The following is a 26,921-nucleotide window of genomic DNA, read 5'->3' on the forward strand; positions in this document are numbered from 1 at the left end:
CCGCGCACCGACCCGACAGTGCCCGCCGTTCCGATCGGAACGGCGGGCACTGTCGTGTTTCCGGGCGGCTTCGGGTCAGCCGGCGCCGTCGGTCGCCGGCCGCGCCAGGGCGCGGTGCAGGAAGTCGACCTGGAGGAGCAGGAGGTTCTCGGCGACCTGCTCCTGCGGTGTCATGTGGGTGACTCCGGACAGCGGCAGCACCTCGTGCGGGTAGCCCGCCGCGAGGAGCGCGCCGCTCAGCCGCAGGGTGTGCGCCGCGACCACGTTGTCGTCGGCGAGGCCGTGCACCAGCATCAGCGGGCGGCGGGTCGCCGCCACTTCGCCCGGCTCGGTCCCCGAGACGAGCGAGTTCTCGCGGTACACCTCGGGCCGTTCGCTCGGCAGGCCGAGATAGCGCTCGGTGTAGTGCGTGTCGTACAGCGCCCAGTCGGTGACCGGCGCGCCGGCGACCGCCGCGTGGAAGACGTCCGGGCGGCGCAGGACGGCCAGCGCCGCCAGGTAGCCGCCGTAGGACCAGCCCCGGATGCCCACCCGCGTGGTGTCCAGCCAGGGCCGCTCGGCGGCGAGCGCTTGAAGCGCGTCCACCTGGTCCTGGAGGGTGATCGGGCCGAGGTCGAGGTGGACCGACTTCTCCCACTCGGGGGAGTGCCCGGGGGTGCCCCGGCCGTCCGCGACGAGCACCGCGAAGCCCTGGTCGGCGAACCACTGCGAGGTCAGGTGCGGGTTGCGGGCGGCGAGCACGCGCGGGCCGTGCGGGCCGCCGTACGGGTCCATCAGGACCGGCAGCCGCTCGCCTGAGGCGGGGTCGAACCCGGTCGGCAGGAGCAGCGCGCACGGGATCTCGCGGGCCCCGGCGCGGAGCAGCTCGACTCGTGCGGTGAGCACCGGGGTGGCCGCGTGCGAGGTGATCTCGGCGAGTTCGGCGCCGTCCCGGTGCACGGTGACCCGGGTGCCGAAGCGGTCGAGCGAGGCGGACAACAACACCGTGGTGTCGCCGGAGCGCACCGCGCTGTGCCAGCCGGGCTCGGTGCTCACCCGGGTGACCCCGTCCGAGGCGACGCGGTACACGTGCACCTCGCCGATCTCGGCGGCGCTCGCGTCGGTGCCGGCCGACGCGGTGATCAGCACGTCCTCGTCGGCGATGTCCAGGATCGTGCGGACGAACAGGCGCCGGTCGGTCGACTCCTTGTCCGCGACCACCAGGCGACGCGCGCCGTCGGCGTCGACCAGCCGGACCAGCCGACCGTCCGGCGTCCACGCCGGTACGCCGGGGATCAGGTCGACCCACACGTCGTCGGTCTCGGTGTGCAGTTCGCGGGTGGTCCCCGTGGCGACGTCCACGGCGAGGGTGAGCAGGCGCTTCTGGTCGCGCGGCTGCACACTCAGCAGCGGGTCGCCGCCGGCCGACCAGTGCACGCTCGCGAGGTAGGGGTACGCGTCGTGATCCCAGCCCAGTTCGGTGCGGTTGCCGTCCAGACCGATCAGCCACGCGGTGACCTCGGCGTTGGCGGTGCCGGCCGCCGGATAGGCGACCCGGGTCGGCGCGGCGGCCGGGTTCGCGGGGTCGCCGATCCACCAGCGGTCCACCGGCGCGTCGTCGGCGCGTGCGGCGATCAGCGCGGAGCCGTCGGGGGCCCACCAATAGCCCCGGAACCTGGACATCTCCTCGGCGGCGATGAACTCGGCCAGACCCCACGTGACGCCGTCGCCGTCCGGTTCGGCCAGCGCGACGTCGAGCGAGCCGTCGGCGGTCACCACGCGCAGCGCGCCGCCGGCCACGTAGGCGATGTGCGTGCCGGTGGGGGAGGGCCGCGGATCGATCACCGGGCCCGGCACGGCAAGCTCGCGCGGGGCCTCGCCGGTGGCGAGGGAGACCGCGAACAGCCGGCCCGAAAGGGTGAAAGCGGCCAGGTCGCCCACGCTGTCGAGCGCGTAGCCGACGATGCCGGCCGCCCCCTCGCGACTGCGTTCGCGCCGGGCCCGCTCCTCGGCCGACAGGTGCTCGGCCGCGCCACCGAGCAGGACCGCGGGATCGGCCACCAGGCGCTCGACGCCGGTGAGCGGATCCAGCGTCCACAGGCACGTGGTGGAGTCGTCGGCGGCCTTGGACCGCAGGAATGTGATCCGGCGGTCGGCGATGCCGAAGCCGCGTGGAGCGCCTTGGGTGAAGCGCTGCGTGCGGGCGTATTGCCGGGGAAATGTGATCTCCGAGCTCATGCGCCACAGCGTACGGGGGCGGTGACGGCGGGAGGAGGGGAGACCGAGGGAGAGTGCGGACGGTTGTACGAACACCACCTCGCGCCCGCTGAACGAGTGAACGCGGTTCGTGACCGTTGGGCTTACAGTCTGTGTGTAGACATGTCCCTTTGGGTGCGAAGGCCGGTTTCCCCGAGTCGGCCCCGGACCCCCTGCGCACAGGAGGTGCGTGACTGTGGTGGTGTCCGTCTCCGCCGTGCTGCTGCTCGGTGTCACCGTGGTCTTCCTCGTCCGGAAGTCCTCCCTCAGGCCCGTCCACGCGATCGTCTGCGCGTTGCTCGGCTTCTATTTGTCGAGCACGTCCATGGCCCCCTCCATCCGCGACGCGGGCATGAGCTTCGCGGGAGTGGTGAACGGGATCCACTTCTGACCGAGTCGCGGGATCGATCTTCGACGGGCCCGCTTCCTGATCGAGCCTCGTGGGCGTGGGCCCCGGGGCCGCTCCCGGGGTCGGCACGTTGCGATGACGGGTTCGGCGGGCTTTGTAGGCTCGTCTGCCATGACCAATCGATGGCTGGCCAATACCGGTGGCACCCGAGGGCCCGAGTACGCCGAGCGGTTTCGCAGGCTCGCTGCGGAAGGGCGGGACCTGCACGGTGAGGCGCGGTTCTGCGACGAGCTGCTGGACGAGCCCGCGCGCGTGCTGGACGCGGGCTGCGGGACGGGTCGCATCGCGATCGAGTTGGCCCGGCAGGGCCACGAGGTGGTCGGCGTCGACCTGGACGCCTCGATGCTGGCCGAGGCGGAGGCCGCCGCTCCCGGGCTGACCTGGGTGCTCGACGACCTCGCCGACCTGGAGCCGCGGGCGCTCGGCGGTCGCGGGAGCTTCGACCTGGTGGTGGCCGCGGGCAACGTGATGATCTTCCTGGCCCCGGGCACCGAGGCCGAGGTCGTGCGCGCGCTGGCCACGATGTTGCGGCCGGGCGGCGTGCTGGTCGCCGGCTTCAGCCTCGCGGGCGGCCCCGACGGGGTCGGGGCGACGCTCGGCGTCGACGAGTACGAGGCCGCGTGCGCGGCTGCCGGGTTGGTCCGGCGCACCCGGTACGCCGGGTGGGCGCGCGAGCCGTGGATCGAGGGCGGCGACTATCTGGTCGCCGTGCACGCGATGCCGACCGGCTGACCCGTGACCGCGGGGGTCGCCCCCCGGGCACGTCGGTTCGGCTGCGTAGGCTGTCGAACATGACCGAACGCACCGAGGCCCCGCTGCGGCTGTTGCTCGTGCACGCCCATCCGGACGACGAAGTGATCAACAACGGCGCTTCCATGGCGCGCTACGCCGCGGAGGGCGTGCACGTCACGCTCGTCACCTGCACGCTCGGCGAGGAGGGCGAGATCCTGGTCCCCGAGCTGGCCCACTTGGCCGCCGACCGCGAGGACGCGCTCGGGCCGCATCGGATGACCGAGATCGCCGACTCGATGAAGGTGCTCGGCATCGCCGACCAGCGCTTCCTGGGCGGCCCGGGGCGCTACCGCGACTCCGGGATGATGGGCGTGCCGAGCAACGAGCGGCCCGACTGCTTCTGGCAGGCCGACGTCGACGAGGCCGCCGAGCACCTGGTGCCGGTGATCCGCGAGGTGCGCCCGCAGGTGCTCGCCACCTACGACGAGCGCGGCGGCTACGGCCACCCGGACCACATCCAGGCGCACCGGGTGGCCCTGCGCGCCGCCGAGTTGGCCGCCGACCCGACCCACGCCGAGGGCGAGGGCGAGTCCTGGACGATCGCCAAGATCTACTACAACGTGATGCCCCGGTCGGTTCTCAAGGCCGGCATCGAGCGCATGGTGGAGGCCGGCCAGGAGGTGCCCTTCACGGCCGTCGAGGTCGACGAACTGCCGTTCGCGGTGGACGACGACCAGGTCACCACGGCGGTGGACGCGGGCGAGTACGTGGGCGCCAAGTTCGACGCGCTGCGGGCCTACCCCACCCAGGTCTCGGTCGAGGACGGCTTCTTCGCGCTGTCCAACAACATCGGCCAGAGCATCATGTCGGTCGAGCACTACCGACTGGTCCGCGGCGACCTCGGGCCCACCGGCCCGGACGGCCGCGAGGACGACCTGTTCGCCGGACTGCGCCCGTAAGGTAGCCCTCGTGCCACAGAAAGCCGGCCGCGTCGCGGCATACGTCGTGCTGTTCCTGCTCGGCGTGGTGATCGCCTTCATCGGGGCGTTCACCCAGGCGGCCTACCCGCCCGCCGGGCTGATCGTCGCGCTCGCGGGCAGCGGCGCCCTGTTCGTCGCGGGCGGTTCGCTGTTCAAGGCGAAGGCCGGGGCGGTGGTGCCGGTGGCGGGCTGGATGTTGACCGTGTTGTGGCTGGCGAGCTGGACCAAGCCGGAAGGCGACTGGATCTTCGTCAGCGGGTTCCTGTCCTATATCTACCTGCTCGGTGGCACCATCTTTGGTGTCGCCTCGGCCACTTACCCCTGGGGCGGCATCAAACCCGTCCTTCTTTCGGGTGAATCGGTCAAGACGCATACGAGGTGAGGCCCTTGCGCGGCCATGCTTGCCGACGGCGCGTGTCATGCGGCACGCGACGGTGCGGGGTACCGGTGTGGCGGGAGCGCAGTATTGTGTTTGCCGAGGTGCGGTGCGTGTCATGCCCTGTCCACAGGGCCGTCGCGACCGACTCCTCTAGCCCGTCGTACCGGGCAACCTCGGTGGCCGAGTTCGTCCACTCGCCTTCGAAGGGGAGCAGGAAAACCCTCGAAGGCGGTGTCACGACCCGCACGCGGCGTGTGTCAACGCACCGTCGTCGCACTTTCCTGGATACCGTCCGACCCCGGGCGGGGGCGGCCGTGCGCCGCCACGCAACCTTCAGCTGTCGGAGAGCTCGTTCTTCGTGAGTAACGACCAGCCCCCCACGCCCGACGACCCGGGCGCGCAGCCGCGCCGCGACGACCTCGGCGGTGATCCGCATCCGTTCTTCGGACGGGTCGGCCGGCAGTCGCAGGCAGCGCCCGCTGCCCGTGAGCGATCCGTCGCGCCCGCGTCGCCCCACCCATCCCCCGATCCGTTCGGGGACGACGACGAGTTCGCGTCGTGGTTCGACGACGAACCGCCCCGGCCCGCGCCCGTCGCGGGGCCGCCCGGTGGCTCGTCGTGGCCCAGCGCGGACGACGATGTGCCACCCGTCGCGGAGCCGCCTCGGCACGCGGCCCCGCAGTTGGGACCCAACGGGCTGCCCCAGCGCGTTCCCGGCGCCTCGGGAGCCAGGAGCCTGACGGCCGACGGGACGGGTGCGCCCGGTCCCGTGCCGTTCTCGGACGGGCCGCCGCCGTTCGTACCGGCGCAGCCCGGACAGCCGCCGGCCCCACCCCGACCGCCGGGGCAACCGGGATCCGGCATGCCGACCGCCCACGCGGGCGAGCCCGGCCCGGGCACGCCCGGTGCCGGCCTGGACGACGCCGGCTACGGCCCGCCGCCCGGGACCGAACCGGTCGTCCAGCCGAACCAGCCGGTCGCGGCGGCCGAGAGCGGTGCGCTGCCCCCGCGGGTGGGCCGCCGCCGACTGATCGCCGGCTTCGGCACGCCCGAGGCCGCGCCGGTCCCGGTCGCGCCGACCGAGGAGGCGGACGCCGAATCGGACGCCGAGTCGGGCGACCAGACCATGACCACCCGGGTCAGCATCAAGATCCCCGGGTCGCGGCCGATCCCGCCGGTGGTGCTGCGCGGCCAGGCCCCGCTGCCCTCACAGGAGGCGCCGCGGTGGACCCGGGACGGCGAGGGCGAGGGACCGTACGAGTACCAGACCCGGCAGGAACAGGACGCCGCCGACCACGGGTTCCCGCAGTACGGCAGCACCGACGCGCACGCGACGGAGCCCGGCGCGGGACACCCCGCCGACACCGGGGAGAACCGTGAGGAAGCCCGGCCGGCGCCGGCGCGACCCGCGCGGCGCAAGCCGAAGGCGCTGATCGCGTGCGCGGCCGGTCTCGCCGTCCTCGGCGGGGTGTACGGCGCGTCGCTGGCCTACGCCGGCGGCGGGGTGCCGCGCGGCACCTCCGTGCTCGGCGTCAACATCGGCGGCCAGTCCCGGGACGAGGCGGTCCGTACGCTCGAACAAAAGCTCGGCGACCGCACCACCAAGCCGATAAAGCTCACCCTGGCCGGCAAGCAGCTGGAGCTCGCCCCGGCGGTGGCCGGACTGCTCCTGGACGCCCGCGCGACGGTCAGCGAGGCGTCGAAGGGCGGGATGAACCCGCTCACCTCGGTGCCCGCGATGTTCGGCAAGACCCGGGAGACGGCGCCGCGTACGGTGGTGGACCCGGTCAAGCTGGGCGCCGAACTGGAAGCGCTCGCCGCCGAGGCCGGTGGCGCGCAGACGGACGGCGGGATCTCGTTCGCGGGCGGCCAGGCCGCGGCGGTGGCCCCGAGCAAGGGCAAGGTGCTGGACACCCCCGCCGCGATCAAGCTGGTCGAGGCGGCCTTCCTGCACGGCAACGGTCCGGTCGAACTGCCCACCAAGGCCGCCGACCCGAAGGTCAACCAGGCCGAAGTCGACCGTGCGATGCGCGAGTTCGCGGTGCCCGCGATGTCCGGACCGGTCACCCTGACGGCCGGCAACAAGAGCCAGAAGCTGACCCCCATCGTGCTCGCCAAGTACCTCACGATGGTCCCGGACGGCAGCGGCAGGCTACAGCCCAAGATCGACGTGAACGGGTTGCAGGACGAACTGGGGCAGACCTTCTCCTCGGTCGGCGAGAAGCCGAAGAACGCCACGTTCAAGGTCGAGGGCAAGTTGGCGGCCGGGGCCAAGGTGTCCGTGGTGCCGTCGGTGGCGGGCAAGGGCGTCTCCGGCGCGACCGCGGCCGACGCGCTGCTGTCGGTGCTGGCCAAGACCGGCGCGGCGCGGACCGCGAAGGTCAACCTCGGTCCGGTCGAGCCCGAGCTGACCACCGAGGCCGCCAACAAGCTCGGCATCACCGAGGTGATGTCGACCTACACGACGAACTACCCGTACGCCGCGTATCGGTTGACCAACATCCACCGGGCCGCCGACCTGATCACCGGCTCGGTGATCAAGCCCGGCGAAACCTGGAGCCTGAACAAGACGGTCGGCGAGCGCACCGCGGAGAACGGCTTCGCCAAGGGCACGATCATCAACAACGGGCGCTTCCAGACCGACTTCGGCGGCGGCGTCTCGCAGGTGGCCACGACGACCTTCAACGCGGTGTTCTTCGCCGGGCTCAAGGACGTCATGCACCGCCCGCACAGCTTCTGGATCGATCGCTACCCGGCCGGCCGCGAGGCCACCGTGGCCTGGCCCTCGCTCGACCTGAAGTTCCAGAACGACTCCGGCAAGAACGTCTATCTGGAGTCCACATACACCGACTCCACGGTGACCGTGACGCTGCTCGGGACGCGCAAGTACGACGACATCAAGGCCGAACCCGGCAACAAGTACGACGTGGTCAAGCCCAAGTCGGTGGTCGACAAGTCGGCCGGCTGCGTGGAGCAGGCAGCGTCCGACGGGTTCAAGATCGACGTGACCCGGGTGTTCTTCCAGGGCGGCAAGGAGACGGCGCGGGAGAAGTTCCACACCAAGTACGACCCGGCGGACAAGATCACCTGTGATCGCACCGGCGGCGGTGAGGGCGAGGGGCAGGGCCGCACCGCGGACGCGCCGCCGGCGGGCGGATTGCCGGTGCGCGCCTCCGACGACTGACGTACCGACGGACCGACCGACCGGCGGATCATCGCCGGCACCGGGGACCGGACACGCGCGGCACACGCCGGACGGGCTCGACGAGCTCGTCCGGCGTCGTGTCCTCCGGGGCGGTCTCGTCGCCGGGTGGGGTCGCTCCCGAGGTGGATCAGACCCCGCGCGGGCTCGGTCCCCGGCCTTGGACCCGGGCCTTGGGGGCCTTGGTCCCGGGCCCGTTCAGTCCCTGGGGCGACCCACGTCTCGGGACAGGTCCAGGGCCAGGAAGCGGTCCACGTGTGCCAGTGCCTCGAACCGGGCGCCCGGCGCGAACCCCTGGTCGCGGGACAGCTCGATCAGGAGCCGTAGCGCGGTGCGGGTGTCCAGGTCGTCGTCGAGCGCGGCGTGGATCGACCCGATCGCCTCGGCCGGCATCGCCTGGGACGGGGACTCGGCGAACTCCGCCGTCCGGGCCCGCAACTCGGCGAGTGTGCGCTCGGCCTCGACCACGCCGTGATAGCCCTTCGCGTCCGCCCGCAGGGGCTGGTCCGCGGCCAGCGTGAGCAGGAGCAGGCGCAGCGCGAGCGGGTCCCCGGGGTGCGGGACGGGGTGCCGATTCGCCGCCTCGACCACCGCCGACGGATGCAGCACGTGCACCCGGGCCCGCGGGCCCTGATCGCCGTTCTCCCCGATGTACAGGTCGATCGCGCCGTCCGGTTGCCCGGTGGTGGGCACCGGCATGTTGTACCGCCCGTAGCCGGCCGCGTCCGCGATTCGGGCGCGGTACGGCAGTTGATGGATCGTCACGGTCAGCCGGTGTCGGCCCGCGACCCGACGGAAGGTGTCGGCGAGGATCGCCGCGCGCAGCGAGCGGCTCGGATACGCCACGCGCACCCGTCGGCCGATCGAGGTGGTCACGGTCTCGGACTTGCCGGTCTGGGAATCGGTCAGTCGCACCATGCCGCCCACCGTAGGCGCCCATGACATCTGTCATGGCGCGATCAGGAGGTTTCCCACTTCGTCGTGTCCACGCCTTCGGCCAGGCTGAAGCCATGAAGATCAGGGCTGGGGAACAGACGACCGCGCCGGCCGTCGCGCTGAGCGGCGTGCGCAAGCGCTTCGGTGACCTGCACGCGGTGGCCGGGCTCGACCTGGAGCTGCGCCAGGGCGAGACGGTCGCGCTGCTGGGGCCCAATGGGGCGGGCAAGTCGACCACGCTCGACCTGCTGCTGGGCCTGAGCAGGCCCACCGAGGGCACCGTCGCGCTGTTCGGCGCCGACCCGCGCGAGGCGATCCGTCGCGGCCGGGTCGGCGCGATGCTCCAGACCGGCGGCCTGATGCCGGACGTGACCGTCGGCGAGATGGTCGAGCTGGCCCGAGACCTGCATCCGCGCCCCTTGCCGCAGGCGGAGGTGCTGCGCCGCGCGGGCATCGAGGACCTGGTCGGCAAGGACGTCGGCAAGCTCTCCGGCGGGCAGGCCCAGCGAGTGCGGTTCGCGGTCGCCATCGCGGGCGAGGTGGACCTGATCGTGCTGGACGAGCCGACCACCGGGATGGACGTGGACAGCCGGCAGCGGTTCTGGGTGAGCATGCGCGAGCAGGCCGAGCTGGGCCGCACCGTGCTGTTCGCGACGCACTACCTGGAAGAGGCGGACAACGTCGCCGACCGGGTGCTCGTGCTGCACCGGGGCAGGTTGCTCGCCGACGCGAGCGCCGCGCAGATCAAGGCCCGCGCGGGACTGCGCCGGATCGCCTTCGACCTGGACGCCCCGGTCGAGCGGTACGAGCCCACGCTGCGCGCGCTGCCCGGCGTCGAGCACCTCGAACTGGGCGCCGGCACGGTGCGCATCCGCAGCGCCGACGCGGACGAGACGGTCGCCGCGATCTACGCGGCGGGCCTTCGGCCGCGCGGACTCGAAGTGGCCGGACTCGGCCTGGAGCAGGCGTTCCTGGCGATCACCCAACAGGCGGACGAGGCGGAAGGCACGGAGATCGCGTCATGAAGACCCTGATGAGGCTGGAGATCCTGCGGATGTTGCGCAACCGCCGGTACCTGATCTTCACGCTCGCCTACCCGGTCGCGATGTACCTGATCTTCGGCAGCCAATCCGGTGACGTCGACGGCACCGACGTCTCCGCCTACATCATGGTGTCGATGGCCTCGTTCGGCGCGGTCGGCGCGACGCTCAGCGCGGGCGTGCAGCGGATCGCGGCGGAACGGCAGAGCGGGTGGACCCGGCAGTTGCGGCTGACCACGCTGACCGGGCGCCAATACGTGATCTCCAAACTCGTGTCCGCCTCGGTGGTCGGCCTGCCCGCGATCGTGCTGGTGCTGTTCACCGGCTTCCTGCGCGGCGTGCGGCTGGACCCGTGGCAGTGGGGCGTGATCGTGCTCGCCCTGTGGTTCGGCTCGTTCGTGTTCGCGGTGCTGGGGATCGGGTTGGGCTATCTGGTCGCACCCGACTCGGCGCAGCCGATGTTCATGCTGGTCTATCTGGGCATGGCGGTGCTCGGCGGGATGTGGGTCCCGCTGACCGGGTTCCCGCGCTTCCTGCAGGACGTCGGACACGTGATGCCGACCTACCGATTGGGCCAACTCGGCTGGGAGGTGCTGGGTGGACACCACCCCCGGGTGTCGGACGTCCTGGTGCTGGCCGGCTATCTGGTCGCGTTCACCGCGCTGGCGGCGTGGCGCTACCGTCGCGACGAGCAGAAGGTCGCGGCCTGATCCGGGACCACTCGCAGGACGGGGTCTCGTGCACGACGGGATCCTTCGTACGGAGGGCGCACGACATGGACTGGTCGGACCCGACGCGGCAGGACAGCGCGCGAGGGCGGGCGATCCGGATGTCGTGGTCGCTGCTGTGGTTGTTCTTCCTTACCCCGGTCGTGCACGACCTGGCGACCGGGGACTACGGGCCGGTACGGCTCGCGGTGGGCGCGTTCGGCCTGCTGGTGGTGGTGGTCTGCTACGTGTCGCTGGTGTTCGGCGGGGTCGGCTGGTTCGGGCTGTTCGGGCGGGTGGAGGGCGCGCTGCGCAAGGCGCTGGACAGCGATCGCGCCCAGCAGGTGACCTGCCTGGTGTTGTGGGCGACCGCGGTCGCGCTGATCCTGACCTTCGACGACGCGTGGTTGGGCCTGATGGTCTACGTGTCGGTGTCGGTCGGCGCCGGGCTGCGGTTCCCGCGGTCGATGTGGGCGATCCTGGGCTGTGTGCTGAGCGGGCTCGTGCTCGGTGTGCTGCTGGACGCGGCCGGCAACGACATGCTCGTACTCGCGTTCGTCACGGTGCTCACCGGCGGCCTGATGATCGGCGTGCGCCGACTGCTGGAGACGCTGGCCGAGTTGCGCGAGGCCCGGGAGATCGTGGCCCAGCTCTCGGCCAACGAGGAACGCCTGCGGATGGCGCGCGACCTGCACGACGTGCTGGGCCACTCGTTGTCCCTGATCACGCTCAAGAGCGAGCTGGCCGGCCGGTTTCTGCCCGGGCACGTCGAGCGCGCGGCCGAACAGGTCGCGGACATCGAGCGGGTCAGCCGGCAGGCGCTGGTGGACGTACGCGAGGCGGTCGGCGGATATCGGCGGCCGACCTTCGCGGTCGAGCTGGCGGGCGCCCGGATCGCCGCCCGGGCGGTGGGCATCGAGCTGATCCAGCTCCCGGAGCAGTGGCCGGTGTGCCCCGACCCGGAGGCCGAGGCCGTGCTCGCGTGGGCGCTGCGCGAGGCGGTGACCAACACGATGCGGCACAGCGGCGCACGGCGCTGCACGGTGGCGCTGGGCACGGGCCCGGTGTGGAGCCTGGACGTCACCGACGACGGGCGGGGTGCGGCGGGTCGCGAGGGCAACGGGCTGACCGGGCTGCGCGAGCGGTTCGCGGCGGCCGACGGCAGCATCGGTGTGGGTGTCCCCGAGGGCGGCAAGGGGTTCCGATTGACCGCTTCGGTCCCGGTGCTTCCCGGTAAGGACGAGGAGGGGCAGATCGATCCCGGGGCGAACCGCTAACGTTCGGCCGGTGATCAACGTTCTGCTCGCCGAGGACCAGGCCATGGTGCGCGAGGCACTCGCCGCGCTGCTGGGCCTGGAGGAGGACATCCGCGTCGTCGCCCAGGTCGCGCGTGGTGACGAGGTGGTCGAGGCGGTCCGGACGAGCGCGGTGGACGTGGCCCTGCTGGACATCGAGATGCCCGGTCAGGACGGCCTGGCCGCCGCGGCCGACCTGCGCCGGGCGTTGCCCGGGTGCCGGATCGTCATGTTGACCACGTTCGGCCGGCCCGGCTACCTGCGTCGCGCGATGGAGTTGGGTGCGGACGCGTTCCTGGTCAAGGACGCGCCCGCGGCCCAATTGGCCGACGCCATCCGGCGGGTGCTGCGCGGTGAGCGGGTGATCGACCCCACGCTCGCGGCCACCGCGCTCTCGGTCGGTGCCGATCCGCTCACCGAGCGCGAACGCGACGTGTTGCGCGCGGCGGCGGACGGCTCGACGGTGTCCGAGATCGCGTCGCGGTTGCACCTGTCCGAGGGCACCGTGCGCAATCACCTGTCCTCGTGTATCGGCAAGACGCACGCCCGCAATCGGGCGGACGCGGTCCGCATCGCGCACGAGAACGGCTGGTTGTGAGCGGCCGACCGTGAGCCGCCGGTCGCGCCGGGCGGGTCAGGTCGCGACCGCGACGAAGCGCAGCCGGACGTAGTCCGCGTACCACGTGCCCTCGCGCGACCGGCGGTCGCGCACCAACTCGTCCACGCGGGCCAACAGCGTCTCGTGCGCGGCTTCGGGGAAGTGCGCGAGGGTGCTCGGCCCGAACATCCGCCACCAGTCGGCCGCGGTGTCGCCGGGGGCCAGTGCCGTGGGACGGTCGAAGTACTGCATCAGGCGCACCTCGAAGCCGGCCCGCTCCAGCCGACCGGCGTGCTCGGCCGGGCTCGGGAAGTACCACGGCAACACCGGTTCGCCCAGGCCCTGTTCGGCGGCGGCCGTGCGCAGGCCCCGGATCAGCGCGGCGACGTTGCGGCCGCCGCCCTGCTCGGCGACGAAGACGCCGCCCGGGCGCAGCGCGGCGTGTACGCGGGCGAGCACCTCGTCGGGCCGGGTCATCCAGTGCAGCGCCGCGTTGGAGAAGACCTTGTCGACCGGCTCGGCCGACGTGAAGGTGTGGCCGTCGGCGACGTCGAAGCTCACCCCGGACCCGGCGTGCTTGGCCCGTGCGGTCCGGATCATCCGCGCGTCGGCGTCGATCCCGTGCACCCGCGCACCCGTTCCGGCGATCTCGACGGCGAGGTCGCCGGTGCCACAGCCCAGATCCAGGATCGACTCGTCCGGCCGGGGCGCGAGCAGATCGATCATGGGGCGTCCATGTGCCGAGACGAAGCCGAAGTTGCTGTCGTACGTTGCGGCATCCCAATCCATGCCTTGCAATGTATGACTCCTATCCAGAATTCGATACTCATATCTCATGGAGTGAGACGAAAGATCTTTCTCGTGGATCACGCGGACAAGATCGATGGGACGCGAGCCCGAAGGCCGGTAGAGTCCTCGTGCCCGGCGGCCCGAGTGCCGCCGGAGAGGATGTCGGAGGAATGGGCATGGGGTCGCACCGGGCAAGCGGGCCCGAGCCGGGCTCCCGTCGTCCCCGTCGGGAGCGGATCCGCTGGCTCGCGGCGAGTGCCGCGCTCGCCGCACTGCCCGCCGCGTTGATCGTGGCCCTGTCCGGGGATTCCTCGACCCCCGACCACGCGCTCAGCGCCGATTACGTCCGCACCGGCTCGTGGCCCACCGGCTACAGCGGGCAGTACGTCCTGCGCAACTCCGGCTCCGACACGGTCAAGGGCTGGACCCTGCGCTTCGACCTGCCGGCGGGCACCCGGATCGCCAACGTGTGGAACGGTCGGCTGGAGCCGGCCACCGGCAAGTACACGGTGCGCAACGAGAATTGGAACAAGGCACTGCGTCCGGGCGAGAGCATCGTGGTCGGCTTCGAGGTCCGCCGGGAAGGCGCCGGTGTGCCGACCGCGAGCGAACCGGCCCGCCCCGACGGGCCGATCGCCTGCACGATCAACGACAAGCCGTGCACCGGGGCCGGTCCGACCGCCTCGGGCGAGCGGTCGACGCCGGCCGGGTCGATTCCGCCGGTCGGCCCGCTCGACACCGACCGGCGCACCGCCTCGGCCGCCCCCACCGCGACCGGCACCGCACGCGCCGGCGGCTCGCCGGCCGGCTCGACACCGCCACCCGCGAGCGGACCCGCCGGCGGCGCGACCCCGCGCTCGGGCACGGTCGAACACCTCGCGCCCTACCTGGACATGACGCTCCCGGGCCCGCTCGACCCCACTCAGGCGGGAGCGGCCGGCACGGTGCGCGAGCGCACGCTGGCCTACGTCGTGGACGGCGGCGGCTGCCGGCCGATGTGGGGCGGGGTGACCCGACTCGACGATCCGGCGACCACCGGCCGGATCGCCGCGCTGCGCGACGCGGGCGGGTCGATCCGGGTCGCGTTCGGCGGCGCCGGCGGCACCGACCTCGCCGCGTCCTGCGGCACGCCCGAGGAACTGGTCGCCGCCTACCGGCAGGTGCTGGCCGCGACCGGGGCGAGCGGCATGGACCTGGACATCGAGGGCCGCTCGCTGGTGCGCCCCGACGTGGTGCAGCGGCGCAACGCGGCACTGCGCCTGCTCCAGGAGGGCGCCCGCGCGAACGGACAGAGCGTGGACGTCGGGTACTCGCTGCCGGTGGACCCGCTCCAGGGCCTGGGCGAGGAGGCCAAGGCGCTGCTGCGGGACGCCGCCGCGCAGCGGGTCGAGGTCTCCTACGTCAACGCCAAGGCGCTCAATTACGGCGCGGCGGTGGCGCCTCGACCGGAGGGCCGGATGGGCCGGTTCGCGAGCGACGCCGCGCACGCCGTGCAGGGGCAGATCCGCGAGGTGTGGCCGAACCTGTCCGAGGAGCAGGCCTGGCGGCGGGTGTCCGTGACGGTGATGATCGGCCGCAACGATGTCGCCGGCGAGGTGTTCACGCTGGAGGACGCCCGCACCTTCACCGAGTTCGCCCGGTCCGTGCATCTGGGACGGGTCGCGTGGTGGTCCGCCGCCCGCGACAAGCCGTGCCCCGAGGACGCCGCGGACGCGACCGGCGCCGACCCCACGTGCAGCGGGATCGCCCAGGACGCCGACGCGTTCCTGCGTGTCTTCGGCGGCGGCTGAGCCGCGCCACGCCGCCGGTTTCGAGGCCTCAGTTCAGTCGGGCTCGGGCGGCTTTGGCCTCGGCCAGCACGCTCTCGGCGACCTTCGGGTCGATGCGTTCGACCAGCTCCGCGTACTCCTGCAGCTGTCGGGCGCCGGCCGCGAACTGGCCGGTCCGCGCGAGCAGCGAGCCGCGCTCGTGCCGCAGCGCCGCCGGATGACGCGGCAGCAGCAGGGACAGCTCGACCGCCCACAGCCGGGTCCAGGCACCCTCGATGCCGCGCTCGGGCTGGGCGGCCCAGGCCCGGATGTTGTTCAGGACGCGGAGCAGGATCGTGGTCGGCCTGGCCGGTTGCAGCAGCGTCGGATCGCCCGCCTGGCCGCCCGCCTCCGCGGCCAGGCGCCGGGCTCGGGACACCGACAGCGGCACCCCGCCGTGGAACGGGTCGGCCAGCTCGAACGCGCCGTCCGGATCCCCGATCCCGACCACGAAATGTCCCGGCAACGCGACGCCGTACACCGGCAGCCCGGCCCGTCGGCCCACCTCGATCCACACCACCGACAGCAGGATCGGCAGTCCGCGCCGGCGGCGCAGCACCTCGTGCAGCAGCGACGAGCGCAGGTCGGCGTAGTCGGACTGCTGCCCGAAGAAGCGGGCCCGCCCGCCGAGCACCGAGGCCAGCGCCGCGGCGGCCCGCGGCGGGTCGTACTCGGATCCCGCCTCGGCCCGCACCGCGGCCGCGAGCCGATCCAGCTCGGCGATCCCCACCGCGGGGTCGAAGGCCGGGTCGACCTCGACGCCCATCAGCAGCGCGGCCTCGGCCAGATTCACCTCGTCCGCCCGGACCACCGAGGCGAACCGGTCGCGGGCGTTGCCGGGAGCGCTCACGGGCGCTCGACCGGCGACCGGCGGTAGTGGTAGCCGTGGTGGTCGGTGAAGCCGAGCGCGTCGTAGAGCTCGCGCGCGGGCCGGTTGTCCGATTCCACCTGGAGCCAGCCGGTGACCGCGCCGCTCGCCAGCGCCCGGTCGGTCAGCGCCCGCACGATCGCCCGGGCGTGGCCCCGACGGCGGTGGGCCGGGTCCACCTCCAGGGCGGCGAAGCCCGCGTACCGACCGAGCACGCACACGCGTCCGATCGCGATCGGCTCGGCGGAGGCCGGATCCGAAACGGTCGCGAACAGGGTGCCCGGCGGTCCCTGCAGCACGTGTCGCTCGGCGCCGCCGCCCGGGCCCGCGACGTGGTGGTAGAGCGAGAGCCACGCGTCGGTGAGGGTGCTCTCCACCCGAACCGCGCTCGCGTCCACGTCGCGCAGTACGTCCGCCGCGCGCACCAGTCGCCCCGTGCGCATCAGCGCGTCGCCCTCCGCGGGCCAGTCGGCCGCGTCCAGGAAGCGGTCGAACGGGTCGTCGTGCGCGACCTGGAACAGTGTCGGCAGCCTGCGCTCGGCGTACCAGGCATTCACTCGATCGAGTGCCTCCGCGAACGGCACGCCCGGCTCGCCCAGGACCAGCACCGAGTTCGCCCGCCGGGTGAATCCCTCGGCCGCGCGCAACAACCACTCGCCGTAGGTGGCGATCTCCGGCGCGGGCCAGGACCGGCTGGCCACGTCCTGCAACCGGGCCGGGGTCAGGCGTCGGACCGGCGGCGGGACCACCTTGGCGGCCACGATGCTCGCTTCGGCCACCCGGGCGATACTGCCGTCCCTGCGGGTGATTGTCAGCACACCGTCGCGCCAGTCCACGAGGTCGCCCACGACGTCTGTGTAGGTCGCTCCGGAGTCCTCCGGCGGCAGCTCGCGGCGCACCGACACGCGTCTGCCCACATCCCGTGGTGTGATCCTCTTCACCTGTCCGGCTTCCCCGATCCGGGCTGACCTCGTCCGCCCACGTCTGCTGACATGTTCCCGGCCCACAGGTAAGGGCCACCTGCTAGGAGTAGGCCCCGGCCCACCGCGATACTAGTTGCGGGCACCGACGTTGCCGCGCTCCCGCGCACCCTGTACCGCCCGCATGAGGAGGAACCCGACGTGACCTACGTCATCGCGCAGCCCTGCGTCGACCTGAAGGACAAGGCATGCATCGAGGAGTGCCCCGTCGACTGCATCTACGAGGGTGAGCGTGCGCTGTACATCCACCCCGACGAGTGCGTCGACTGTGGAGCCTGCGAGCCCGTCTGCCCGGTCGAGGCAATCTTCTACGAGGACGACACCCCGGAGCAGTGGAAGGACTACTACAAGGCGAACGTGGAGTTCTTCGACGACCTCGGTTCCCCGGGTGGCGCGTCGAAGATGGGTCTGATCGCCAAGGACCACCCGCTGATCGCCGCGCTGCCGCCGCAGGCGACCGGCGAGTAGCGCCGACGTGACCGCTTCGCACAACGGTGCCGAAGCACCCGCCGACCCCGCCGCCGCGCGGGGTCGGCAGGCGCGTCGTGTCACCGACCTGCTCCCCGTCTTCCCCTGGGACCGCCTCGAACCGTTCGGCCGGCGGGCGCGCGCCCACCCCGACGGCGTGGTCGACCTCTCGGTGGGCACGCCCGTGGACCCCACCCCGGAGCCGATCCGCGCCGCGCTGCGCGCGGCCGCCGACTCGCCCGGGTATCCGACCGTGTTCGGGAAGCCCGAACTGCGCGAGTCGATCGCGGCGTGGCTGCGCCGCCGGCTCGGTGTCACCGGCGCGAACCCGGACGCGGTGTTGCCGGTGATCGGCACCAAGGAACTCGTCGCGGCGCTGCCGGCCCAGCTCGGGCTCGGCCCGGGCGACACGGTCGCGCACCCGGCGCTGGCCTACCCCACCTATGACGTGGGTGCGCGCCTGGCCGGTGCCACGCCGCTCGCGGTCGTGGACGGCACGCTGCCGGACCCGGCGGGCGTGCGGATGATCTGGCTCAACTCGCCGGGCAACCCGCACGGCGCGGTGCGTTCGGCCGACGAGCTGCGCCGCATCGTCGAGTGGGCCCGCGCGCACGAGATCCTGGTGGTCTCCGACGAGTGCTACATCGAGCTGTGCTGGGACGCCCAGGCGGTGTCGGTGCTGCACCCGGACGTGTGCGGCGACTCGCACGAGGGGCTGCTCGCCGTGCACTCGCTGTCCAAGCGCAGCAACCTGGCCGGCTACCGCGCGGGCTTCGTCACCGGCGACCTCGCGGTCGTCCGCGAGCTGCTCGCGGTGCGCAAGCACTCCGGGCTCATCATGCCGGGCCCGGTGCAGGCGGCGATGACCGTCGCGTTCGCCGACGACGAGCACGTCGCGGCGCAACGCGCCCGCTACGCGGCCCGGCGGACGGCACTGCGCGGCGCGCTGGAGTCGGCCGGCTTCCGGATCGAGCACTCCCAGGCGAGCCTGTACCTGTGGGCCACGCGCGACGAGGACTGCTGGGAGACCGTGGCGTGGTTCGCCGAGCGCGGCATCCTGGTCGCCCCCGGCGACTTCTACGGCTCGCTGGGCGAGCGGCACGTGCGGATCGCGTTCACCGCGACCGACGAGCGGGTGGCGGCGGGCGTGGACCGGCTCAAGAACGGTTGAGCGACGAACCCCGATTCACTTGACACATCGTCAGTTGTCGTGTCCCGGGGCAGGGATAGGCTGCCGGTATGACCGTGAGGCTTGATCTGTCCCAGGACGCGGCGTCGCTTACCGCGCAACTCGTCGACATCCCCTCCGTCAGCGGCGACGAGCGTGTGCTCGCCGACGCGGTGGAGGAGGCGCTGCGCGCCTGTCCACATCTGACCGTGTACCGCGACGGCGACTCGGTGGTCGCGCGCACCGACCTCGGTCGGGCCGAGCGGATCCTGATCGCGGGCCACCTGGACACGGTCCCGATCGCGGACAACCTGCCGTCGCGGATCGAGGGTCCGCTGATGTACGGCTGCGGCACCTCGGACATGAAGAGCGGCGTCGCGGTGCAACTGCGGCTCGCCGCGCACCTGCCCGAGCCCAATCGCGACGTCACCTACGTGTTCTACGACTGCGAGGAGGTCGACGCCGCCCGCAACGGCCTGCTGCGGCTGGCGAACACCCATCCGAAGTGGCTGGAGGCCGACTTCGCGGTGCTGATGGAGCCGACCGGCGGCGCGGTCGAGGGCGGCTGCCAGGGCACGTTGCGGGTGCGGATCACCACGGTGGGCACCCGGGCGCACTCGGCCCGCTCGTGGCTGGGCGACAACGCGATCCACGCCGCGGCGCCGATCCTGACCCGGTTGCAGGGCTACGAGGCGGCCCGGGTCGTGATCGACGGGCTCGAATACCGCGAGGGGCTCAGCGCGGTCGCGATCGAGGGCGGCGTCGCGGGGAACGTCATCCCCGACGCGTGCACGGTCACGGTCAACTTCCGGTTCGCGCCCAATCGCAGCGTCGAGGAGGCGTTCGAGCACGTGCGCGAGGTGTTCGCCGGCTTCGACGTGGTGCTCACCGACTCGGCGGAGGGAGCGCTTCCGGGACTGGACCGGCCGGCCGCGGCGGCGTTCGTGGCGGCGATCGGCACCGCGCCGCGGGCCAAGTTCGGCTGGACCGACGTGGCACGCTTCTCCGCGCTGGGCATCCCGGCGGTCAACTACGGGCCCGGCGACCCCAACCTCGCGCACAAGCGGGACGAACACGTGGAGATCGCGCTGATCGGCGACAGCGAGAGCCGGTTGCTGCGCTGGCTCGGGTAGCGGTCGGCGCGCGGCGCCTTCGCCGCCCGCGCGGGGCGGTTACCGGGTAAATCCGATCAACCGCCGCTCCGGCGTGACAGGGTGGCCGGATGGATGCGCGATTCGCTCCGTCGGAGGAGCCACCCGAGTTCGCCTCGCCCAGTGAGGTGGAGGAACAGCATCCCGGCATGGGTCACCTCGGTACCGAGGCGTGGCGCGTGCTGCGGATCCAGACCGAGTTCGTCGACGGCTTCGGCATGCTCGCCGATCTCGGCCGGGCGGTCAGCGTGTTCGGCTCGGCCCGGACCAAGCCGGGCTCGGCCGAGTACCGGATCGGCGAGCGGGTCGGCCGGGCACTGGCCGAGGCCGGCTACGCGGTGATCACCGGCGGTGGCCCCGGCGCGATGGAGGCCGCGAACAAGGGCGCCCGGGACGCCGGCGGCCAATCCGTGGGCGTGGGCATCAAGCTCCCGTTCGAGTCCGGGCTCAACCCCTACGTGGACCGGGGCATCACGTTCCGGTACTTCTTCGCGCGCAAGACGATGTTCGTCAAATACGCGCAGGGCTTCATCGTGCTGCCCGGCGGAATCGGCACGCTGGACGAGTTGTTCGAGGCGCTCACCCTGGTCCAGACCGGCAAGGTCACGCACTTCCCGGTGGTGCTGATCGGGCGCGACTACTGGACCGGGCTGATCGACTGGGTGCGCGACGTGGTGATCGCGCAGGGCAAGGCGTCGCCGGCCGACCTGGACCTGATCCGGATCACCGACGACGTGGACGAGGCGGTGCGGATCATCCGGGACGCGGATCTGGAGTGCTCGAAGATCGAGGCCGAGTCGCGCGCGGACAAGGCCGCCGCCGAACGCCGCGCCGGTGGCGGAGCAATTGCCACCTGACGGGCATTCGGGCGCCCCGTCGCGTTCACTTGGGGGACACCGACGGGCGAAAGCGTAGGGGCGTCCCGATTTTTCCCGCCTGTCACTGGAGAAACCAGATGTCGCTGTCCCGTAGGGGTTTCCTCGGTCGCACCGCCACCACCGGTGCCGGTGTCGCCCTCATCGGCAGCACCGGCATGTTGCTCGCCCCCAACGCCTCGGCCTCGTCCCGCGGCGGTCACGGCCGGCCGCCGGCCCAGCCCGGCTACGGTGCGCTGATCAACGACCCCGCCGGGCGCCTGGCGCTTCCGAAGGGCTTCTCGTACCAGATCGTCACCGAGGCGGGTGTCACCAAGCTGGAGTCGGGCGAGGCCACCCCGAGCAACCACGACGGCACCGGCGCGTTCAAGCTGCGCGGCGGCGGCACGGTCCTGGTCAACAACCACGAGCTCGGCGGTTCGCTCAAGGACACCCCGCTGCCGGTTCCGCACCTGTCCGGTCTGACCTACGACGAGGGGCTCGCCGGCGGCTGCACCGTGGTCGAGGTGAACCGTTACGGCAGGCGCATACGCGAGTACGTCGGCGTGGCCGGCACCGCGACCAACTGCGCGGGCGGGGTGACCCCCTGGGACACCTGGCTGACCTGCGAGGAGACCGAGCAGCTCGCCGGTCAGGGCAGCGCGACCAAGGACCACGGCTACGTGTTCGAGGTCGACCCCTACGACCGCCGCGCCAACCGCGACCCGAAGCCGATCAAGGCGCTCGGCCGGTTCGCGCACGAGGCCGTCGCGGTCGACCCGCGCCGCGGTCACCTGTACCTGACCGAGGACGCGGGCAACCCGAACGGGCTGTTCTACCGCTGGGAGCCCCCGCGCCACTGGGACGGCGGCCGCGGCCGGCTGCGCAAGCTGGCCGACGACGCGGGCACCCTCGCGGCGATGCGCTGCGTGGACGCGAGCGGCAAGCACGTGGACGACCTCTCCCGCGCGACCGAGATCGGTACCACGTACGCGGTCAACTGGGTGACCGTGCCCGAGCGCGACGCGCGCACGGTGTCCATCCGCAAGCAGTTCCAGAACAGCGACATCACCCGCGGTCGCAAGATCGAGGGCATCTGGTGGGGCGACGGTGGCGCGTACGTCGTCACCAGCTTCGCCCGCAAGGAGAGCCCGGGCACGCCGCACGACGGCCAGATCTGGTTCTACGACCCGCGTCGGGGCCGGCTGACCCTGAAGCTGCGCTTCGGCGTCAACACCACGCCGGACGTGGACGGTCCCTACGACGGTCCGGACAACATCAGCGTCTCGCCGCACGGCGGCGTGATCATCGCCGAGGACGGCGAGGGCGTCCAGCACCTGCTGGGTGCGACCGAGGACGGCAAGACCTACCCGATCGCGCGCAACGACATCCCCGGCGGCAGCGAGTTGACCGGCCCGACCTTCTCCGAGGACGGCCGCACGCTGTTCGCGAACCTGCAGAGCCCGGGCACGATGTACGCGATCACCGGTCCCTGGAAGCGCTGCTGATTCGACGGCGACGCCGCCCCGGCGGTCCGCACGCCGCGATCGGCGCTCCCAACGTCGGCGCCCGCCCCCACCTTCCCGGTGGGCGCGGGCGCCGTACGCGTTCCCGGGGGCCGCGTGGGCGGCCCCCGGGGGGTCAGGCCAGTCCCCGCCGGGCCACCGCGGGCTGCCGGGTGCCGTGGATCGAGGACACCATGTCCAGCACCTGCCGCGTCTCCGCCACCTGGTGCGCGCGGTACACCCGGGCGCCCAGCCACGCGCTCACCGCGGTGGTGGCCAGCGTGCCGAGCAGGCGCTCGTTCACCGGCTTGTCCAGCGTCTCGCCGACGAAGTCCTTGTTGGACAGCGAGACCAGCACCGGCCAGCCGGTGTCGACCATCTCGCCGAGTCGGCGGGTCGCCTCCAACGAGTGCCGGGTGTTCTTGCCGAAGTCGTGCCCGGGGTCGATCAGGATCGCGTCCCGGCGCACCCCGAGCCGCGCGGCGCGCTCGGCCAGGCCGACCGTGACGTCCAGGATGTCCTCCATCACGTCCACGTAGCCGATCCGGTGCGGCCGGGTGCGCGGCTGCGCCCGCCCGGCGTGCGTGCACACGATGCCCACGTCGTACTTCGCGGCCACCTCGGCCAGCTTGGGGTCCACCCCGCCCCACGCGTCGTTCATCAGGTCCGCGCCCGCCTCGCAGACCGCCTCGGCCACCTCGTGTCGCCAGGTGTCGACGCTGATCACCACGTCGGGGTGGCGGCGGCGGACCTCGGCCACGAAGGACGCCGTCCGGCGGATCTCCTCGGCGACGTCCACCTCCGCCCCCGGACCGGCCTTGACACCCCCGATGTCCACGATCCCCGCGCCCTCGGCGACCGCGCGCTCGACCGCGTCCAGAGCGGGTCGATCGTCGAACGTCGCGCCCTTGTCGAAAAACGAGTCCGGCGTCCGGTTGACGATCGCCATGATCACCAACTCGTCACCGCCGAACTCCCGTCGTCCCAGCCTCAGCGTCGTCACCCCGTCGACCTCCGCTACCCACACCCTGCACGTGCCACCTGACCCCCTGATCGTGGCACGATCGTCCCGTGCGACGACCCGGGGGCTTCCCGAAGCGGCCCGGAGCGGACACCCGTGCCAGCACCTGCACCACCGTCGAAGGGGAGCCGTCCGTGTTCTGGATCCAGCTTGTCGTGGTGACCGGGGTGATCCTCGTGATCGCCGCGGTCGTGCTCGGGGCGGGTGGCTCCCTCCCCGACGCCTACCGCGAACAGCCCGAGCTGCGGATGCCCGGCGACCGCCCGCTCACGAGCGCGGATGTCGACCACATCCGGTTCCCGGTGGTCTTCCGCGGCTACCGGATGAGCGAGGTCGACCTGGTCCTGGACCGCCTCACCGGCGAGCTCGCGGCACGCGACGCGCGCATCCTGGAGCTCGAGTACAAGATCACCGGCACCACCCCGGCCGGGCTCACCGTCTCGGTCCCGGGCGCGACCACCGCGGGCGCGAGCGCGGTCGGCGCCGGCCGGCTCGCCCCGCCGCCGCGCGGGTCGGGCACCACGCTGTCCCTGGAGAAGCCGGACCGGGCCGACGAACTCGTCGCCGACGCGACGTCGACCCCGACCCCGGCCGCGCCCGCGGCCGTCGACGAAGCGGACGGGACGCGGGACGAGAGTCCGAACGAGCAGCGGGACGAGACCGCGGACGCGAAGCGGGACGAGACGCCGGACGCGGGGAAGACCCCGGAGGCGAGTGCCGAGGCGGCGACCGAGCCGGGCGCCGCGGCGGACGCTCCGGCCGACCGGGTCGGCGACGCCGAGTCGACCGCGGAGTCGACCGCGGAGTCGACCGCGGAGTCGACCGCCGAGCCGAAGGGCGACCCGAAGCCGTGACCGTCGTCGGCGGTCCGATCGCGGGACCGGACGGGTTGCCCCGCTGCCCGTGGGGCGCGTCCGGCCCCGAGGACTACCGGGCCTACCACGACACCGAGTGGGGCGTTCCGGTGCACGGCGAGGACCGGCTGTACGAGCGGTTGTGCCTGGAGGCGTTCCAGTCCGGGCTGTCCTGGCTGACCATCCTGCGTCGGCGGGCGGGCTTTCGGGCCGCTTTCGCGGACTTCTCGATCGCCCGGGTGGCGCGGTTCGACGACGCGGATCGGGCTCGGCTGCTCGCCGACGAGGGGATCATCCGCAATCGGGCCAAGATCGACGCGGCGATCGCCAACGCGCACGCCGCGCAGGCCCTCCAAGGCGGTCTGGACGCGCTCGTATGGTCGTTCGCACCTTCCGGACGCCGGAAGGCTCCCGCGGCCCTGTCGGACGTACCGGCGGTCACCGACGAGTCCACCGCGCTGGCGAAGGAGCTCAAGCGCAAGGGTTTCCGGTTCGTCGGCCCGACCACCGCCTACGCGCTGATGCAGGCCTGCGGGCTGGTCAACGACCACCTCGAGGGCTGCGTGTCCCGCTGAACGAGGCCGGCCGCGGCGTCGAGAGCGGTCCGCGCGTCGACACCGCGGACCGTCGTGCGCGACCCGAGGGTCCGCGCGGCGGTCCGCGCCGCCGGCACCGGGGTCAGCGGCCGACGAAGGTCGGCTTCTCCTTGGCCACGAAGGCCGCGACCGCGATCCGGTGGTCCTCGGAGCCACCCGCGCGCAGTTGCAGCTCGTCCTCCTTGGCGAGCGTGTCCACCAGCGAGTGGGACGCGCCGAAGGCCACCGACTCCTTGAGCGCGGCCAGCGCCACGGTCGGGCCGTCGGCCAGCCGGCGGGCCAGTTCGCGGGCCGCGCCGACGACCTCGTCGGCCGGGACCACTCGGTTGGCCAGGCCCAGTTCGAGCGCCTCGGCGGCCTTGACGGTGCGCGGCAACATCAGCAGCTCGACCGCCCTGGCCTGACCGACCAGGCGCGGCAGCGTCCAGGAAGCGCCGGAGTCGGCGGTCAGCGCGACCCCGGCGAACGCGGTGTTGAACCCGGCCGTGTCCGCCATGATCCGGAAGTCGCACGCCCACGCGATCGCCGCGCCGGCCCCCGCGGCGACGCCGTTGACCGCCGCGACCACCGGCTTGGCCATCGTCGCCAGCGCGGTCACCAACGGGTTGTAGTGCTCGCGCACGGTGGCGAAGGTGGCCTCGGGGCCGGTCTCCAACTGCCGGATGTGCGCCTTGAGGTCCTGGCCGGCACAAAACGCCCGACCGCTGCCGGTCAGCAGCACGGCCCGGACGGCGGGGTCCTCGGCCGCGCGGAGCACCGCGTCGCGCAAAGCGATCTTGGTCGGCTCGTCGAGCGAGTTCATCGCGTCCGGGCGGTTCAGCGTGACGGTCGCGACCCCGTCGGCGAGTTCGTAGAGCACATTGTCGGTCTTGTCGGCCATGGCCTGCCTCCGCATCGGATCCATCTCCGCAGGTGGGATGTGCACAGCATGCCGGACCGCCGTGCCGTGCCCACGCCCGGCCCTGACGGACCGTCAGCTCACTGCCGGGGCGGGATCGAGCCGGCGCGGAGCCGGGACGGACCATCTCATTTCAGTGCCGTACGGACGTGGTTCGAGAGGCCGACGGGACCCGATGTTGCTCACCCCACCGTTCGATGCGGGATAATGGTCCCTGATCAATGCTCTCGAAGACCGGTGGCCGGTTTGAGCACCGGTGCGTCGATATGCAGGAAGGGGAACGAGCATGGCGGCCATGAAGCCGCGGACGGGCGACGGCCCGCTCGAGGTGACCAAGGAAGGGCGGGGCATCGTCATGCGCGTTCCGCTTGAGGGCGGTGGACGGCTCGTAGTCGAGCTGTCGGCCGATGAGGCCGGTGCCCTGAGCGAGGCGCTGAAGAACGCCGTGGGCTGACCCCCAGGGGCGACGCCCTCGACGAAAGTCGTGATGCGACGGCCCCGGTCCGGACATGGAGACTCATGTCCGGACCGGGGCCGTCGGCATGCGCCGGCGGCGTCGATCAACTCCGACGGGCCGCGCACAGCAGGCCGTCGCCGACCGGGAGCAGGGCGGGCACGAGCGACTCGTGCTCACGGATCACCCGCAGCACGTCGCGCACCGCGGCGGTCTCCGCGTCCCGGTGCGCCGGATCGGCCACCCGGTCGCGCAGGAGCGCGTTGTCGAAGCACACCACGCCGCCGGGCCGCAGCAACCGCAGCGCCTCGGCCAGGTAGTCCAGGTACTCCAGCTTGTCGCCGTCGCAGAACACCAGGTCGTAGCCGCCGTCGGCGAGCCGGGGCAGCACTTCCAGGGCGCGGCCGGGGATGAAGCGGGCGCGTCCGCTGGGGAAGCCCGCCTCGGTGAAGGTCTCCTTGGCGAGGCGCTGGTTCTCCGGGTCGGCGTCGACCGTGGTGAGCACGCCGTCGGAGCGCATGCCGCGCAGCAGGTAGAGCCCGGAGACCCCGGTCCCGGTCCCGATCTCGGCGACCGCCTTGGCCTCGACCGCGGCCGCGAGGAAACGCAGCGCGGCGCCGGCGCCGGGACCTATCGGGAGCACGCCGACTTCCCGGGCGCGGGCGCGGGCGCCCGCGAGGACGGCGTCCTCGCCGACGTACTCTTCCGCGAACGCCCAGCTCGCCTGGCGATTGCCGGAAATGGCTTCCTCCTCTGTCCCGGCCCCCCGTACGCGTCCCGACGAGGCGGCCACCTGAGCGCAAGCGTATTACCGAGGGCTCGGCCGCCCGGTCGGGGAGCGCCGCACGAGTGCGCGCGGGCGGCGGCGACGAGATCCGTCGAGCGACCGGTGCGGGATCGGGGAACCGCGCCCGGGCGCGGTTCGTTGGCTCCCTCGGAAGACAGGTGAACACGAGGCTCGTGGTCTCGCGGCACCGAAGGTGGGTCGGATGTG

Annotated in this window: 26 protein-coding genes; 18 read left to right on the forward strand and 8 right to left on the reverse strand. The window is 72.6% G+C overall.

Annotated elements, in window-relative coordinates:
• Positions 1-75 precede the first annotated feature (75 nt).
• Positions 76-2,217, reverse strand: coding sequence for a prolyl oligopeptidase family serine peptidase (locus tag ACIBSV_RS35400; RefSeq protein ID WP_395870475.1), 2,142 nt, complete (start codon positions 2,215-2,217; stop codon positions 76-78).
• 208 nt (positions 2,218-2,425) lie between these two features.
• On the opposite strand from ACIBSV_RS35400, the gene ACIBSV_RS35405 reads away from it, so the two are divergent.
• From ACIBSV_RS35405 to ACIBSV_RS35425, 5 genes are all read left to right on the forward strand, one after another.
• Positions 2,426-2,626 carry a DUF2304 domain-containing protein gene (locus ACIBSV_RS35405; protein WP_395870477.1) on the forward strand — a complete coding sequence of 67 codons (201 nt, stop codon included), beginning with the start codon at positions 2,426-2,428 and terminating at the stop codon, positions 2,624-2,626.
• 129 nt (positions 2,627-2,755) lie between these two features.
• Positions 2,756-3,376, forward strand: coding sequence for a class I SAM-dependent methyltransferase (locus tag ACIBSV_RS35410; protein WP_395870479.1), 621 nt, complete (start codon positions 2,756-2,758; stop codon positions 3,374-3,376).
• Between the two features lie 59 nt (positions 3,377-3,435).
• Positions 3,436-4,335 carry an N-acetyl-1-D-myo-inositol-2-amino-2-deoxy-alpha-D-glucopyranoside deacetylase gene (mshB, locus tag ACIBSV_RS35415; RefSeq protein WP_395870481.1) on the forward strand — a complete coding sequence of 300 codons (900 nt, stop codon included), beginning with the start codon at positions 3,436-3,438 and terminating at the stop codon, positions 4,333-4,335.
• A gap of 10 nt (positions 4,336-4,345) precedes the next feature.
• Positions 4,346-4,738 (forward strand): DUF6113 family protein, encoded by a 393-nt coding sequence (locus ACIBSV_RS35420; protein ID WP_395870483.1) that lies wholly within the window; start codon positions 4,346-4,348, stop codon positions 4,736-4,738.
• Between the two features lie 355 nt (positions 4,739-5,093).
• Entirely contained in the window at positions 5,094-7,919 is a 2,826-nt protein-coding gene (locus ACIBSV_RS35425; protein WP_395870485.1) for a VanW family protein, read from the forward strand.
• Between the two features lie 216 nt (positions 7,920-8,135).
• Here ACIBSV_RS35425 and ACIBSV_RS35430 read toward each other — a convergent pair whose 3' ends face one another.
• Entirely contained in the window at positions 8,136-8,855 is a 720-nt protein-coding gene (locus ACIBSV_RS35430; protein WP_395870487.1) for a hypothetical protein, read from the reverse strand.
• A gap of 92 nt (positions 8,856-8,947) precedes the next feature.
• On the opposite strand from ACIBSV_RS35430, the gene ACIBSV_RS35435 reads away from it, so the two are divergent.
• The 4 genes from ACIBSV_RS35435 (at position 8,948) to ACIBSV_RS35450 (ending at position 12,513) form a co-directional block, all read left to right on the forward strand.
• Positions 8,948-9,898, forward strand: coding sequence for an ABC transporter ATP-binding protein (locus ACIBSV_RS35435; protein ID WP_395870489.1), 951 nt, complete (start codon positions 8,948-8,950; stop codon positions 9,896-9,898).
• Entirely contained in the window at positions 9,895-10,623 is a 729-nt protein-coding gene (locus ACIBSV_RS35440) for an ABC transporter permease (protein WP_395870491.1), read from the forward strand. The genes ACIBSV_RS35435 and ACIBSV_RS35440 overlap by 4 nt, the downstream gene beginning before the upstream one ends.
• Positions 10,624-10,688: 65 nt before the next feature.
• Positions 10,689-11,897: a sensor histidine kinase gene (locus ACIBSV_RS35445; protein ID WP_395870492.1), complete on the forward strand. Its 1,209-nt coding sequence runs from the start codon at positions 10,689-10,691 to the stop codon at positions 11,895-11,897.
• Positions 11,898-11,907: 10 nt separating this feature from the next.
• On the forward strand, positions 11,908-12,513 hold the full coding sequence (locus ACIBSV_RS35450; protein WP_395870495.1) for a response regulator: 606 nt from the start codon (positions 11,908-11,910) through the stop codon (positions 12,511-12,513).
• 36 nt (positions 12,514-12,549) lie between these two features.
• Here ACIBSV_RS35450 and ACIBSV_RS35455 read toward each other — a convergent pair whose 3' ends face one another.
• Complete coding sequence (locus ACIBSV_RS35455; RefSeq protein WP_395870498.1) at positions 12,550-13,302, reverse strand: class I SAM-dependent methyltransferase; 753 nt, start codon at positions 13,300-13,302, stop codon at positions 12,550-12,552.
• A 176-nt stretch (positions 13,303-13,478) separates the two neighbouring features.
• On the opposite strand from ACIBSV_RS35455, the gene ACIBSV_RS35460 reads away from it, so the two are divergent.
• Complete coding sequence (locus ACIBSV_RS35460; RefSeq protein ID WP_395870500.1) at positions 13,479-15,092, forward strand: cellulose binding domain-containing protein; 1,614 nt, start codon at positions 13,479-13,481, stop codon at positions 15,090-15,092.
• A 28-nt stretch (positions 15,093-15,120) separates the two neighbouring features.
• Here ACIBSV_RS35460 and ACIBSV_RS35465 read toward each other — a convergent pair whose 3' ends face one another.
• Both ACIBSV_RS35465 and ACIBSV_RS35470 read right to left on the reverse strand, forming a co-directional pair.
• Complete coding sequence (locus tag ACIBSV_RS35465; protein ID WP_395870502.1) at positions 15,121-15,960, reverse strand: SirB1 family protein; 840 nt, start codon at positions 15,958-15,960, stop codon at positions 15,121-15,123.
• Positions 15,957-16,895 carry a GNAT family N-acetyltransferase gene (locus ACIBSV_RS35470; RefSeq protein ID WP_395870504.1) on the reverse strand — a complete coding sequence of 313 codons (939 nt, stop codon included), beginning with the start codon at positions 16,893-16,895 and terminating at the stop codon, positions 15,957-15,959. Before ACIBSV_RS35470 ends, ACIBSV_RS35465 begins: the two co-directional genes overlap by 4 nt.
• Positions 16,896-17,099: 204 nt before the next feature.
• On the opposite strand from ACIBSV_RS35470, the gene fdxA reads away from it, so the two are divergent.
• From fdxA to ACIBSV_RS35495, 5 genes are all read left to right on the forward strand, one after another.
• Positions 17,100-17,426 carry a ferredoxin gene (gene fdxA, locus ACIBSV_RS35475; protein WP_020556628.1) on the forward strand — a complete coding sequence of 109 codons (327 nt, stop codon included), beginning with the start codon at positions 17,100-17,102 and terminating at the stop codon, positions 17,424-17,426.
• Between the two features lie 88 nt (positions 17,427-17,514).
• Positions 17,515-18,597, forward strand: coding sequence for a succinyldiaminopimelate transaminase (dapC, locus tag ACIBSV_RS35480; RefSeq protein WP_395870668.1), 1,083 nt, complete (start codon positions 17,515-17,517; stop codon positions 18,595-18,597).
• A gap of 68 nt (positions 18,598-18,665) precedes the next feature.
• Positions 18,666-19,727 carry a succinyl-diaminopimelate desuccinylase gene (gene dapE, locus ACIBSV_RS35485; protein WP_395870506.1) on the forward strand — a complete coding sequence of 354 codons (1,062 nt, stop codon included), beginning with the start codon at positions 18,666-18,668 and terminating at the stop codon, positions 19,725-19,727.
• 89 nt (positions 19,728-19,816) lie between these two features.
• Entirely contained in the window at positions 19,817-20,602 is a 786-nt protein-coding gene (locus ACIBSV_RS35490; RefSeq protein WP_395870508.1) for a TIGR00730 family Rossman fold protein, read from the forward strand.
• A 98-nt stretch (positions 20,603-20,700) separates the two neighbouring features.
• Positions 20,701-22,107 (forward strand): alkaline phosphatase PhoX, encoded by a 1,407-nt coding sequence (locus ACIBSV_RS35495; RefSeq protein ID WP_395870510.1) that lies wholly within the window; start codon positions 20,701-20,703, stop codon positions 22,105-22,107.
• A 133-nt stretch (positions 22,108-22,240) separates the two neighbouring features.
• Here ACIBSV_RS35495 and folP read toward each other — a convergent pair whose 3' ends face one another.
• Entirely contained in the window at positions 22,241-23,053 is an 813-nt protein-coding gene (folP, locus tag ACIBSV_RS35500; RefSeq protein WP_395870670.1) for a dihydropteroate synthase, read from the reverse strand.
• Between the two features lie 206 nt (positions 23,054-23,259).
• Between folP and ACIBSV_RS35505 the strand changes: the two genes are divergently transcribed.
• Complete coding sequence (locus ACIBSV_RS35505; protein ID WP_395870512.1) at positions 23,260-23,979, forward strand: DivIVA domain-containing protein; 720 nt, start codon at positions 23,260-23,262, stop codon at positions 23,977-23,979.
• Positions 23,976-24,554, forward strand: coding sequence for a DNA-3-methyladenine glycosylase I (locus ACIBSV_RS35510; protein WP_395870514.1), 579 nt, complete (start codon positions 23,976-23,978; stop codon positions 24,552-24,554). Before ACIBSV_RS35505 ends, ACIBSV_RS35510 begins: the two co-directional genes overlap by 4 nt.
• A gap of 103 nt (positions 24,555-24,657) precedes the next feature.
• On the opposite strand, the gene ACIBSV_RS35515 is transcribed toward ACIBSV_RS35510, so the two are convergent.
• Positions 24,658-25,455 carry an enoyl-CoA hydratase/isomerase family protein gene (locus ACIBSV_RS35515; protein ID WP_395870516.1) on the reverse strand — a complete coding sequence of 266 codons (798 nt, stop codon included), beginning with the start codon at positions 25,453-25,455 and terminating at the stop codon, positions 24,658-24,660.
• Between the two features lie 304 nt (positions 25,456-25,759).
• Between ACIBSV_RS35515 and ACIBSV_RS35520 the strand changes: the two genes are divergently transcribed.
• Positions 25,760-25,927 (forward strand): DUF3117 domain-containing protein, encoded by a 168-nt coding sequence (locus tag ACIBSV_RS35520; protein ID WP_078976897.1) that lies wholly within the window; start codon positions 25,760-25,762, stop codon positions 25,925-25,927.
• Between the two features lie 106 nt (positions 25,928-26,033).
• Here ACIBSV_RS35520 and ACIBSV_RS35525 read toward each other — a convergent pair whose 3' ends face one another.
• Positions 26,034-26,720, reverse strand: a complete 687-nt coding sequence (locus ACIBSV_RS35525; RefSeq protein ID WP_395870518.1) for an O-methyltransferase — start codon at positions 26,718-26,720, stop codon at positions 26,034-26,036.
• Between the last annotated feature and the right edge of the window lie 201 nt (positions 26,721-26,921).

The organism is Embleya sp. NPDC050154, assembly GCF_044460165.1.
In the GTDB taxonomy this organism is placed as follows: Bacteria; Actinomycetota; Actinomycetes; order Streptomycetales; family Streptomycetaceae; genus Embleya.

Coding starts and splice junctions, on each gene's coding strand:
- ACIBSV_RS35400 (WP_395870475.1), bottom strand. CDS start 2,217: ATGAGCTCGGAGATCACATTTCCCCGGCAATACGCCCGCACGCAGCGC.
- ACIBSV_RS35410 (WP_395870479.1), top strand. CDS start 2,756: ATGACCAATCGATGGCTGGCCAATACCGGTGGCACCCGAGGGCCCGAG.
- mshB (WP_395870481.1), top strand. CDS start 3,436: ATGACCGAACGCACCGAGGCCCCGCTGCGGCTGTTGCTCGTGCACGCC.
- ACIBSV_RS35430 (WP_395870487.1), bottom strand. CDS start 8,855: ATGGTGCGACTGACCGATTCCCAGACCGGCAAGTCCGAGACCGTGACC.
- ACIBSV_RS35435 (WP_395870489.1), top strand. CDS start 8,948: ATGAAGATCAGGGCTGGGGAACAGACGACCGCGCCGGCCGTCGCGCTG.
- ACIBSV_RS35440 (WP_395870491.1), top strand. CDS start 9,895: ATGAAGACCCTGATGAGGCTGGAGATCCTGCGGATGTTGCGCAACCGC.
- ACIBSV_RS35445 (WP_395870492.1), top strand. CDS start 10,689: ATGGACTGGTCGGACCCGACGCGGCAGGACAGCGCGCGAGGGCGGGCG.
- ACIBSV_RS35455 (WP_395870498.1), bottom strand. CDS start 13,302: ATGGATTGGGATGCCGCAACGTACGACAGCAACTTCGGCTTCGTCTCG.
- ACIBSV_RS35460 (WP_395870500.1), top strand. CDS start 13,479: ATGGGGTCGCACCGGGCAAGCGGGCCCGAGCCGGGCTCCCGTCGTCCC.
- dapE (WP_395870506.1), top strand. CDS start 18,666: ATGACCGTGAGGCTTGATCTGTCCCAGGACGCGGCGTCGCTTACCGCG.
- ACIBSV_RS35490 (WP_395870508.1), top strand. CDS start 19,817: ATGGATGCGCGATTCGCTCCGTCGGAGGAGCCACCCGAGTTCGCCTCG.
- ACIBSV_RS35495 (WP_395870510.1), top strand. CDS start 20,701: ATGTCGCTGTCCCGTAGGGGTTTCCTCGGTCGCACCGCCACCACCGGT.
- folP (WP_395870670.1), bottom strand. CDS start 23,053: ATGGCGATCGTCAACCGGACGCCGGACTCGTTTTTCGACAAGGGCGCG.
- ACIBSV_RS35515 (WP_395870516.1), bottom strand. CDS start 25,455: ATGGCCGACAAGACCGACAATGTGCTCTACGAACTCGCCGACGGGGTC.
- ACIBSV_RS35520 (WP_078976897.1), top strand. CDS start 25,760: ATGGCGGCCATGAAGCCGCGGACGGGCGACGGCCCGCTCGAGGTGACC.